Origin of the sequence: Klenkia soli (assembly GCF_900103975.1) — a bacterium.
Taxonomy (GTDB): domain Bacteria; phylum Actinomycetota; class Actinomycetes; order Mycobacteriales; family Geodermatophilaceae; genus Klenkia; species Klenkia soli.
Window position 1 is genome coordinate 122,531 of the sequence record NZ_FNIR01000007.1, and the last position, 11,054, is coordinate 133,584.

The 11,054-nt window shown below is 71.3% G+C and carries 9 protein-coding genes and 1 tRNA gene; 3 read left to right on the forward strand and 7 right to left on the reverse strand.

All coding sequences use genetic code 11. From position 1 onward, the window contains the following. Positions 1-43: 43 nt before the first annotated feature. Positions 44-2,788 (reverse strand): DNA polymerase I, encoded by a 2,745-nt coding sequence (gene polA, locus BLS67_RS12350; protein WP_091245328.1) that lies wholly within the window; start codon positions 2,786-2,788, stop codon positions 44-46. Positions 2,789-2,866: 78 nt separating this feature from the next. On the opposite strand from polA, the gene BLS67_RS12355 reads away from it, so the two are divergent. Together BLS67_RS12355 and BLS67_RS12360 are read left to right on the forward strand one after the other, a co-directional pair. Further along, entirely contained in the window at positions 2,867-3,298 is a 432-nt protein-coding gene (locus BLS67_RS12355; RefSeq protein ID WP_242654032.1) for a DUF1772 domain-containing protein, read from the forward strand. A gap of 27 nt (positions 3,299-3,325) precedes the next feature. Then, complete coding sequence (locus tag BLS67_RS12360) at positions 3,326-3,727, forward strand: PaaI family thioesterase (protein ID WP_091245330.1); 402 nt, start codon at positions 3,326-3,328, stop codon at positions 3,725-3,727. Positions 3,728-3,743: 16 nt separating this feature from the next. Here the strand turns inward: BLS67_RS12360 and BLS67_RS12365 are convergent, their stop codons facing one another. The 6 genes from BLS67_RS12365 to BLS67_RS12390 all read right to left on the reverse strand — a co-directional run bounded on the left by BLS67_RS12365 (position 3,744) and on the right by BLS67_RS12390 (position 10,804). Continuing rightward, positions 3,744-4,514, reverse strand: coding sequence for an ABC transporter ATP-binding protein (locus BLS67_RS12365; protein WP_091245332.1), 771 nt, complete (start codon positions 4,512-4,514; stop codon positions 3,744-3,746). Then, entirely contained in the window at positions 4,511-5,482 is a 972-nt protein-coding gene (locus tag BLS67_RS12370) for an ABC transporter ATP-binding protein (protein ID WP_207500527.1), read from the reverse strand. Before BLS67_RS12370 ends, BLS67_RS12365 begins: the two co-directional genes overlap by 4 nt. A gap of 7 nt (positions 5,483-5,489) precedes the next feature. After that, a complete protein-coding gene (locus tag BLS67_RS24085; RefSeq protein WP_207500528.1) occupies positions 5,490-7,727 on the reverse strand; it encodes a branched-chain amino acid ABC transporter permease in 2,238 nt (745 codons plus the stop codon). Continuing rightward, positions 7,724-8,671 (reverse strand): branched-chain amino acid ABC transporter permease, encoded by a 948-nt coding sequence (locus tag BLS67_RS12380; RefSeq protein WP_207500529.1) that lies wholly within the window; start codon positions 8,669-8,671, stop codon positions 7,724-7,726. The genes BLS67_RS24085 and BLS67_RS12380 overlap by 4 nt, the downstream gene beginning before the upstream one ends. Positions 8,672-8,841: 170 nt before the next feature. Beyond that, on the reverse strand, positions 8,842-10,029 hold the full coding sequence (locus tag BLS67_RS12385) for a branched-chain amino acid ABC transporter substrate-binding protein (RefSeq protein ID WP_165617566.1): 1,188 nt from the start codon (positions 10,027-10,029) through the stop codon (positions 8,842-8,844). A 175-nt stretch (positions 10,030-10,204) separates the two neighbouring features. Further along, entirely contained in the window at positions 10,205-10,804 is a 600-nt protein-coding gene (locus BLS67_RS12390; protein ID WP_091245338.1) for an ANTAR domain-containing response regulator, read from the reverse strand. 52 nt (positions 10,805-10,856) lie between these two features. Here BLS67_RS12390 and BLS67_RS12395 point away from each other — a divergent pair. Next, positions 10,857-10,930, forward strand: a tRNA-Leu gene (locus BLS67_RS12395). Positions 10,931-11,054 lie beyond the last annotated feature (124 nt).

Below are 11,054 nucleotides of genomic sequence, written 5' to 3' on the forward strand. Positions count from 1 at the left end.
CGGCTCCTGGCCGCGGTTGGAGTCCGGAGGACGACGATCCAGCTCAGTGCGCCGCCTGGTCCCAGCTCTGGCCGACGCCGACGCTGACGTCGAGGGACACCGACAGGTCGGCGGCGCCGGCCATCTCGGTGCGGACGAGCTCCTCGAGCTGCTCGCGCTCGCCCGGGGCGACCTCGAGCACCAGTTCGTCGTGGACCTGCAGCAGCATGCGGCTGGACAGCCCCCGCTCGGCGATGCCGCGTTCGACGCGCAGCATGGCCACCTTGATGACGTCGGCGGCCGAGCCCTGGATGGGGGCGTTGAGGGCCATGCGCTCGGCCATGTCGCGGCGCTGCTTGTTGTCGCTGGTGAGGTCGGGCAGGTAGCGGCGGCGGCCCATGGTGGTCTGCGTGTAGCCGGTCTGCCGGGCGTCGTCGACGACGGTGTCGAGGTAGTCGCGGATGCCGCCGAACCGCTCGAAGTAGGCCTGCATCTGCACCCGGGCCTCCTCGGGTGTGATCTTGAGCTGCTGGGAGAGCCCGTAGGCCGACAGCCCGTACGCCAGGCCGTAGCTCATGGCCTTGATCCGGCGGCGCATCTCGGGGTCGACGGACTCGATGGGGATGTCGAAGGCGCGGGCGGCGACGAAGGTGTGCAGGTCCTCCCCCGACGTGAAGGCCTCGATCAGCCCGGCGTCCTCGGAGAGGTGGGCCATGATCCGCATCTCGATCTGGCTGTAGTCGGCGGTCATCAGCGACTCGTAGCCGCCGCCCACGACGAAGGCCTGCCGGATGCGGCGGCCCTCGGCGGAGCGGATCGGGATGTTCTGCAGGTTGGGGTCGGTGGAGGACAACCGGCCGGTGGCGGCGATGGTCTGCTGGAACGTGGTGTGGATGCGGCCGGCGTCGTCGACCATCGGGATGAGGCCGTCGATGACCGTGCGCAGCCGGGTGACGTCGCGGTGGCGCAGCAGCGCCTCGAGGAACGGGTGCGGGCTGGTCTCCTGCAGCCAGGCCAGCGCGTCGGCGTCGGTGGTGTAGCCGGTCTTGTTCTTCTTGGTCTTGGGCAGGCCGAGCTGGTCGAACAGCACCGCCTGCAGCTGCTTGGGCGAGCCCAGGTTGATCTCGGTGCCGATGGCCTCGTAGGCGTCGGCGGCGGCCTCGGACACCTTGCCGGCGAACTCGGACTGCAGGTCGTGCAGCAGGTCGAGGTCGGCGGCGATGCCCCGCTGCTCCATGCGGGCCAGCACCTTGGTCAGCGGCAGCTCGAGGTCGGTGAGCAGCTGGTCGCCGCCCTTCTGGCCCAGCAGCTGCTCGAGGGCGTCGGAGAGGTCGTTGACGGCCACGGCCTTGCGGGCGTCGGCGACGGCGGCCTCGCGGGCGACGTCCTCCTCGGTCGGGCCCATGCCGTCCAGGGTCAGCTGCTGCTCGACCGGGGCGCTCTCGGCGAGCTCGCGCCGGAGGTACCGCACGGCGAGGTCGCCCAGGTCGAACGACCGCTGGCCGGGCAGGGCCAGGTAGGCGGCCAGGGCGGTGTCGCTGACCTCGCCCTCGAGCTCCCAGCCCCGGGCCCAGACGGCCAGCAGCGGGCCCTTCTCCTCGTGCACGACCTTGCGGGCGGTCGGGTCGGCCAACCAGGCGGCGAGCGCCTGCTCGTCGGCGACGTCGAGCTCGGGGCCGAGGTCGACGAAGACGGTGTGGTCGTCGGCGGCGGCCAGCGCGATGCCGGTGAGCTCACCGGTGCCGCGGCCCCAGGTGCCCCGGAACACGATGCCGGTGTGGCCCTTCCGGCCGTGGCCGGCCAGCCACCCGCCCAGCTCGCCGGGGGCGACGTCGTCGACGGTGACGTCGATGCCGCCGTCGACCTCGGGCTCGGCGCTGGACAGCGTGGCGAACAGCCGGTCGCGCAGCACCCGGAACTGCAGGTTGTCGAACAGGGTGTGCACCTCGGTGCGGTCCCACGGCTGCACCGCCAGGTCGACCGGGTGCAGCTCGAGGGCCACCGAGCGGTCGAGCTCGGTGAGCCGCCGGTTCTGCAGCACCGAGGACAGGTGCTCGCGCAGCTTCTCGCCGACCTTGCCCTTGACGGTGTCGACCTGGTCGACGAGGGCGTCGAGCGACCCGTACTCCCGGACCCACTTGGCGGCGGTCTTCTCCCCCACGCTCGGGATGCCGGGCAGGTTGTCGGACGGGTCGCCGCGCAGGGCGGCGAAGTCGGGGTACTGCACCGGGCTCAACCCGTACTTCTCCTCGACGGCGTCGGGGGTGAACCGGGTGAGGTCGGAGACGCCCTTGCGGGGGTAGAGCACCGTGACGTGCTCGTTGACCAGCTGCAGGGCGTCGCGGTCGCCGGTGCAGATCAGCACGTCCATGCCCGACTCGACGGCCTGCACGGTGAGGGTGGCGATGACGTCGTCGGCCTCGAAGCCCTCGGCGGTGAGCACCGGCACGTGCAGCGCGGCCAGGACCTCCTGGATGAGGCTGACCTGCCCGCGGAAGTCGGTGGGGCTCTCGGACCGGTTGGCCTTGTACTCGGCGAAGATCTCGCTGCGGAAGGTCTTGCGGCCGACGTCGAAGGCCACCGCCAGGTGGGTGGGCGCCTCGTCGCGCAGCACGTTGATCAGCATCGACGTGAAGCCGTACACGGCGTTGGTCGGCTGGCCCGTGGTGGTCGAGAAGTTCTCGACCGGCAGCGCGAAGAACGCCCGGTAGGCCAGCGAGTGGCCGTCCAGCAGCAGCAACTGCGGGCGGGCGCCGCCAGGGGTGCTGTCGGGGGACGTGGACGCGGGGGTGGAGACCGGAGCGGACATCGCCCGCCAGCTTAGGACCGCGGTACGACGATCCCGGACGGTCGCCGTCCCGCGCAGGGCCGCCGGCGGCGTGCTGTCATGGGCCCGATGCTGCTGACCGTCGTCCACCTGGTGCTCGTCGCGGCCTACGCCGGGTTCCAGTGGACCGTCCGCGTGCTCGTCTACCCCCAGTTCGCCGGCGTGGGGCCGGGCTTCGCGGCCTACGAGCGGGCCCACCAGCGCAGGGTCACCCGGGTGGTGGGGCCGCTGTTCGTCGGCCAGGGGGTCACCACGCTCTGGCTGCTGGTGCTGGTCCTGCGCGGCGAGGCCCCCGCCGGGCCGGTCGTGGTGGGCGCGGCCTGCCTGGCCGTCGTCCTGGGGGTGACCGCGCTGGGTGCGGTGCCCCTGCACCGGGTGCTGGACGCCGGCTGGGACGCCGCAGCCCACCGCAGGCTGCTGCGGGTGGACTCGGTGCGCGTCGCGGCCGCGTCGGCGGGCGTGCTGGCCGCCGCCTGGCTCGTGCTGGGCTGAGGCCCGACCACCGCTACCGTCCCGCGGGTGAGCACTCCCCGCCCCGACTGGGCCCCCGCCGACCTGAGCCCGCTGGACGCCAAGCTCGGCATCGTCATCACCGACTACGACCCCGACCGGCTGGTGGCCACCATCCCGGTGGAGGGCAACCAGCAGCCCTTCGGCCTCCTCCACGGCGGGGCCACCTGCGCGCTGGCCGAGACGGTCGGCTCGTGGGCGGCGGCGCTGCACGCCGGAGCCGGGCGGCAGGTGGTCGGCATCGAGCTGAACGTCTCGTACCTGCGGGGGGCCACCGAGGGCACCGTCACCGCCGTCTGCACGCCGGTGCGCCGTGGCCGCACCCTGGCCACGTTCCGCATCGAGATGGCCGACGACGCCGGCCGGCCGACCGCCAGCGCCCGCCTGACCTGCCTGGTCACGGAGGGCTGACGGCCGGCCGATCGCGCTAGGAGGCCAGCTCCTCGCCGAGGTAGGCAGCGCGGATGCGGTCGTCGGACAGCAGCTCCCGGCCGGTGCCGGACAGCACGAGCTCGCCGGTCTCGAGCACGTACCCGCGGTCGGCCAGCGTGAGGGCCTGCCGGGCGTTCTGCTCGACGAGCAGCACGGACATGCCGTCCTGGTTGATCCCGCGCACGATCTGGAAGATCTGCTCGACGATCAGCGGGGCCAGACCCATCGAGGGCTCGTCGAGCAGCAGCAGCCGGGGCTTGCCCATGAGTGCCCGCCCGATGGCCAGCATCTGCTGCTCACCGCCGGAGAGCGTGCCGGCCTGCTGGCTGAACCGCTCCTTGAGACGCGGGAACAGGTCGAGCACGTGGGCGAGCAGGTCGCGGTCCGGGGACCGGAACCGGAACGCCCCCATCTCGAGGTTCTCCTCCACCGTCATGCGGGGGAAGACGTGCCGGCCCTCGGGGACGTGGCACACGCCGAGGTCGATCAGCTCGTGCGGCGGGATGCCGTCGATGCGCTGACCGGCGAAGGTGATCGACCCGACCGAGGGCCGGAGCATGCCCGACACCGTCTTCTGGGTCGTGGTCTTGCCGGCCCCGTTGGCGCCGAGCAGCGCGACGATCTCGCGCTCGCGGACGTGGAAGGAGATCCCCTTGATCGCGGTGATCGCCCCGTAGCGGACCTGCAGGTCGACCACGTCGAGCAGCGTCCCGCCCAGCGGCTCGCGCTGGGCCGGGCCGTCGTTGCCCGCGGCGTGCTGGCTCATGCCGGGCCACCCTTCTCCCCCGCGGCCGTGGCCCCGGATCCCTCGGACTGCTCGGTGGTGGACGCCTCGTGCAACGGGTCGCCGGAGAGGTCGATGCGCTGCAGCTCGGGCTGGTCGTGCGTGGCCAGCTCGGTCTCGGCGTCCTCCTCGGACGTGCCGAGGTAGGCCGCGACGACGGCCGGGTCGCGCTGGATCTGCTCGGGCGTGCCCTCCGCGATCCGCTGGCCGAAGTTCAGCACGAGGATGCGGTGGGCGACGCTCATGACCAGCTTCATGTCGTGCTCGATGAGGAGAACGGCCACGCCGTCGGCGTTGATCTGCTGGATGAGCGCGGCCAGCTCGCGCTTCTCGACCGGGTTGGTCCCGGCGGCCGGCTCGTCGAGCAGGATCACCCCGGGCCCCGTGCCGAGGGCCCGGGCGATCTCCAGCCGCCGCTGCTCGCCGTAGGCGAGCGACCCGGCCAGCTCGTTGGCCCGGCCGGCCAGGCCGACCCGGTCCAGCAGCTGGTAGGCCTTCGCGGTGGAGTCCTTCTCCTCCCGGCGCTGCCAGGGCAGGCCGAGCATCGCCGAGATCGGGCCGGACTTCTGCCGCGTCTCGATGCCCACCTTGACGTTCTCCAACGCGGTGAGCGCGGAGAACAGCCGGATGTTCTGGAAGGTGCGGGCCACCCCGAGGTGGTTGACCACGTGGGTCTTCTTGCCCAGCACGCTCACCGGCTCGTCACCGGACCGCGCGGCCACCAGGACCTCGCCCTCCTGCGGGGTGTAGACCCCGGTCAGGGAGTTGAAGAGCGAGGTCTTGCCCGCCCCGTTCGGCCCGATGACGGCGAGGATCTCGCCCCGGCGCATCTGCAGGGAGACGTCGTTGAGGCTGGTCACCCCGCCGAAGCGCAGGGTGATGCCCCGGACGTCGAACACCAGCTCGTCGGCCGGCGCCTTCCCGGCCGGCGTGGTCGTCGCTGTCGTCACGGTCGCCTCACGTCCCTTCGCTGGCCGGCACGGCCTGGATGCCCGGCCGTACCGAACCGTCGTGACCGGCGAGGCCGGTCAGCTCCGCCTTGCGCCGCCGGGCCGGGATCAGCCCCTGCGGACGGAAGATCATCATGACCAGCAGCACTGCGCCGATCCACATCGTGCGGTCCTCGGCCGGCACCTGGTCGCGGAGGAACTCCGGCAGCCAGGTCAGCGCCGCGGCGCCGGCGATGGCCCCGACCAGCGAACCCATGCCGCCGAAGACCACGTAGGCCACGATGAGGATCGAGTTGTTCAGCACGAAGTTCTGCGGGTTGAAGTACCCCACCTGGCTGCCGAAGAACACACCGGCCAGGCCCGAGGTCGAGGCGCCGATGGCGAAGGCCAGCAGCTTGACCCGGGTGGTGTTCACCCCGGTGGCCTGGGCGGCGACCTCGTCCTCGCGCACCGCGGCCCACGAGCGGCCCAACCGGGAACCCTCGAGCCGGTAGAAGAAGATCAGCACGATCGCCAGCAGGATCAGCAGCAGGTACCAGTACTGCAGCGAGCTGTTGCCCCACTCGATCCGGATGAAGCCCAGGTCGATCACCGGGTGCGGCACCGGGGTGGCGACACCGCGGGGGCCGTTGGTGAACTCCCCCGGGTTGTTCACCGCGACGATGCGGATGATCTCGCCGAAGCCCAGGGTGACGATGGCCAGGTAGTCACCGCGCAGCCGCAGCGTCGGTGCACCCAGCAGGACTCCGGCGATCAGGCAGATCAGGATGGCCACCGGGATCGCCCACAGCGGCGACAGCAGCAGCCAGGACGGCGGCTGCACCGGCAGCGAGCCGGTCAGGTAGGCGGTCGTGTACGAGCCGATCGCGTAGAAGGCGATGAACCCGAGGTCGAGCAGGCCGGCCCACCCGATGACCACGTTCAGGCCCACCGCCAGCAGGACGTAGACCCCGATGGTGGTGGTCAGCGACTGCTGCCAGAACTGGTTGGCCGTCGGCGGGTAGAACAGCGCCAGACCCACCGCGAACAGCGCGAGGCTGCGCCCGGTGGTCGAGCGCGCGGCGGCGTGCAGCCGACCGGAGCCGGTCACCGGGGCGGCGTCGGAGCTGACCGCCGCCGTGGCCGGGAGGACGTCCTGCAGCGCGGCCACCACGGCGCCGGCGCCGATGAGGAACAGCCCGATGCACAGCACCCAACCGCCGGTGCCCAGGTTCTGCCACGGACCGTCGCCGCTGCCGTACCCGGCCTCGGCGGCGGTGCTGCTGATGCCGTGCAGGGTGATCAGCACCAGGAGGACCGACACCACGGCCAGCCCGGCGGCGGCGAGGCCCAGCGGCTTGGACCGCAGCCAGACCGCGGCGCCGGCGGCGGCCAGGACGACCACGAGGAGCACGTAGGCCAACCAGCCCAGCACCGCCGCGGACAGGCCGTCCAGGTCGGAGCCCTCGAACAGGGCCGATGTGTCGACCAGGGTCAGGTTGTCCCCCGTGGGGGCCAGCCAGGTGGCCCCGGTGAGGGAGAGCAACCCCAGCACCAGGCCGACCACGACCAGCGGCAGCCCCGGCCGGTAGGCCATCACGCGCTCGAGGAACTCGGTCGGTGTCGCGACCTCCTTGGTCGACCGCGCCACGACCCCCGCGGCGAAGGCCAGCACCAGGAAGCCCAGCAGGGCCACCACGGAGCCGAAGGAGTGGTCGATGCCGCCGGCGAAGTCACCGGCGGTGGAGTCGGCCACCACGGCCAGCACGCCGACGACCACCGCGACCACGGCGGCGACCCAGGCCAGCACCCGCACGCGCAGCACGATGGCCACGGCGATCAGCACCGGCACGCCGATCAGCCCCACCAGCCACAGCCAGCCGAAGAACGCCCGCGCCAGCGGCGCGATCTGCGGGGTGCCGGTGACGGCGTCGGCGAAGGCGCCGAACTTGCCGTCGCTCAACGGGTCGTACCAGGTGAGCAGGAAGAACGACGCGATCAGCACCAGGACGCCGGCCACCAGCGGGCGGACACCGGGCCGCTGCAGGTAGGGCGTGACCAGGTCCTTGTAGGTGATGACGACGAAGACCAGCAGCCCCAGCAGCAGGAACCACACGATGCGGACGTCGAGCACGGCCTCGCGGAAGCTCAGGCCGTAGTCCTGCTGGGAGCCCTGCTGGGTGCCGACCATCATGGCCAGCACGACACCGCCGGCCAGGCAGGCCAGCAGCCGGCCCACCACGGGGGGGAGGGAGAGCTTCTTCACGCGGCACGCCCCAGACGCTCGCCGAGGATCCCGGTCGGTCGCAGCACCAGGATCAGGATCAGGATCACGAACGCGACGACGTCGGTCCACTGGATGCCGATCCAGGCGGTACCGGTCCAGGGCGCGGTCGGGATGAGGTTCTCCGCGACGCCCAGCAGCAGACCACCGATCATGGCGCCGCGGATGTTGCCGATGCCGCCGAGGACCGCGGCCGCGAAGGCCTTGATCCCGGGGATGAAGCCCATCGTGTTGGAGAAGACGAACGCCGTCCCGAAGAGGAAGCCCGCGGCACCGGCCAGGGCACCGCCGATCATGAACGTCCGCGAGATGGTGCGGTCGATGTTCACGCCCATCAGCGCGGCGGTCGGGGCGTCCTCGGCCACCGCTCGGATCCCGCGGCCCAGCTTGGTGCCCGAGACCAGCCGGTCGAGGAACAGCATGAGCAGCAGGGCCGACACCACGATGATCACCTGCAGCAGGGTCACCCGGGCGCCGAAGACCGTGAACAGCGTCGCGTCGCCGTTGAAGTAGTCGGGGAACGTGTTGTTGGTCAGCCGGTTGAACAGCTTGCCGGCCAGCTGCGACAGCAGGAACGAGGCGCCGATGGCGCTGATCAGGAACGCCAGCTTCGGCGCTCCCCGTCTGCGCAGCGGTCGGTAGGCGACCTTCTCCAGCGTGTAGGCCACGATCGCCCCGGTGAGCGCACCGGTGAGCAGGCCCAGCACGATCACGAAGAAGGCGACGACGCCGGAGACCTCACCGGCATCGCCGACCACGAGGTTCACGACGAGGAAGCTGCCGAAGGCCCCGGACATGAACACCTCGCTGTGCGCGAAGTTGATCAGCTGGAGGACGCCGTAGACGAGCGTGTAGCCCAGCGCGATGAGGGCGTACATCGATCCTCGGGTCAACCCGAGGATCAGGTAGTTCATGAAGTCCGACAAGGCGGAACCTCTCTGGCGGGCGCGACCGGGCAGGGCACGGCGAGCAGGGGCACGGCTGGGGGGATGGACACGGTGGAGGGGTCAGGGCACGGGTGTGGGGCGGACCAACCGGCCGGCTGGCCCGCCCCACACCGTCGAGATCGCGCTCGCGGGTCGACGACCCGCGCGGATCACTGCTCCTTGATGTTGCCCAGCAGCGTGATGACGCCGTTCTCCTGCTGGAACAGGTTGATGACCTGCGAGCTGGCCTCGAGCTCGCCGTTCTCGTCGAACGCCACCGTGGTGGTGATGCCGGTGTAGTTCAGGTCGTTCACCGCGTCCTCGACCGACTCCCGGGTGGGGGCGCCGTCCTCGGCCGCGGTCTTGATGGCCTCGATCATCGCGTTGGCGGCGTCGTAGGCCTCCGGCGAGTAGGTCGACGGGTCGGTGTTGAACTTGGCCTTGTAGGCGGCGGTGAAGTCCTGCGCGTCCGGCGACGTCACGGCGTCGGAGCAACCGCAGGAGAAGTACCAGCCGTTGCCGGCGTCGCCGGCACCGTCGGTGAACACCGAGGACTTGCCACCGTTGCCGGTGTACTTGTCACCCTCGAAGCCCGCGGTCTGCAGGGCCTGGGCCAGCTGCGCGGCCTGGGCGTCGTAGCCGCCGTAGAACACGGCCTGCGCACCGCTGGAGGCCACCTGCTGGGCCGTGGCGCCGTAGTCGGTGGTCTTGGCGTCGACACCCAGGCGGGTCACCTGGACGCCGGCGCCCTCGAGCGCGGACTGCACGACGTCGGCGACGCCCTTGCCGTAGTCGCTGAGGTCGTCGATGACGACCATCGACGAGTAGTTCTTCGTGGCCAGGTAGTCGGCCAGCTGGGTGCCCTCGAGCGAGTCCGGCGGGACGACGCGGTGGAACGTCGGGTACCCCGACGTGGTCAGCGTGTCGTTGGTGGCCGACGGCGAGATCATGGCCATGTTGGCCTCGCCGTAGGTGGTGGCGACGGCCTTGGTGGCACCGGAGAACGACGGGCCGACGACACCCAGGATCGAGTCGTCCTGCAGCACCGAGGCAGCGGCGGTCGGCGCGATGGCCGGGTCGCCCTGGTCGTCGGCGCGGACGAGCTCGAGGGTGAAGCCCAGGTCACCGGAGTCGTTGGCCTGCTCGATGGCCAGCTCGACCGCGTTGACCTCGTTGATGCCGAGCTGCTGGTTGTCACCGGACAGCGGGCCCTCGAAGGCGATGCGGTAGGTCTCTCCGCTGCCGCCACCGGCCAGGCCACCGGACGAGGAGCCCGCGGCGTCGTCGTCGGAGCTGGCGTTCGAGCACGCCGAGAGAGCGAGCGCGCTGGCCAGAACCAGCGGCAGCACCCACTTCACGGGTCGGGTCGATCGGTTCAACTGCTTCCTCCTGCTGTCCCTGCGGGACGGATCGATCAGACCCGTCCCCCGGCGCGATGTGCGGCCGGGTGGGAACGCTAAGCAGCGGGATGCGCGGTGTCTACGGGCTCGGAGAGGAGCGACGGGACGTGATGAAAACGTGACCAGCAGGCAATCAGCTGGTAGCGGGATCCTCGACGGCCGGGGCTGCCAGCAGCTGCTGCGCCAGCGCCTTCATCGACGTGCGGTCGTTCATCGCGGTGCGCTGGATCCACCGGAACGCCTCGGCCTCGGTGATGCCCCGCTCGGCCATGAGCTTGCCCTTGGCCTGCTCGACCACCTTGCGGGCCTCCAGGCGCTCCTTCAGGTCACCGACCTCGGCGTCCAGCGCCGTCATCTCCTGGAAGCGGCCCACCGCCACCTCGATCGCCGGCACCAGGTCCGCCTTCGAGAACGGCTTCACCAGGTAGGCCATGGCCCCGGCGTCCCGCGCCCGCTCGACCAGCTCGCGCTGGGAGAACGCGGTCAGCACGATCACCGGCGCGATCCGCGACGCCGCGATCTGCTCCGCGGCGCTCAGGCCGTCCAGCACCGGCATCTGCACGTCGAGCACCACGAGGTCCGGGCGCAGCTCGCGGGCCTGGTCGACCGCCGCCTGACCGTCGCCCACCTCGCCGACGACGACGTACCCCTCCTCCTCGAGCATCTCCTTGAGGTCGAGGCGGATCAGTGCCTCGTCCTCGGCGATGAGGACCCGGGTCGGCTCGTTGGTCACCCCGCCACCCTATCGAGAGCGGGCGCCCGCTGCCCGTACGCTCCCCCACGGAGCCCCCGTACCCCAACTGGCAGAGGGAGCGGATTCAAAACCCGCACAGTGTCCGTTCGAATCGGACCGGGGGCACGGTGTCTGATCGTCGCCCTCCGGGCTCCCACCGCGGCCAGCGCCCGGTGCCGGCTGCGACGAGCCCCCCTTGCTCGCAGGCGGGAGGACTTCGTCCCCCGCACCTGCATCGCGTCGCTGCGCG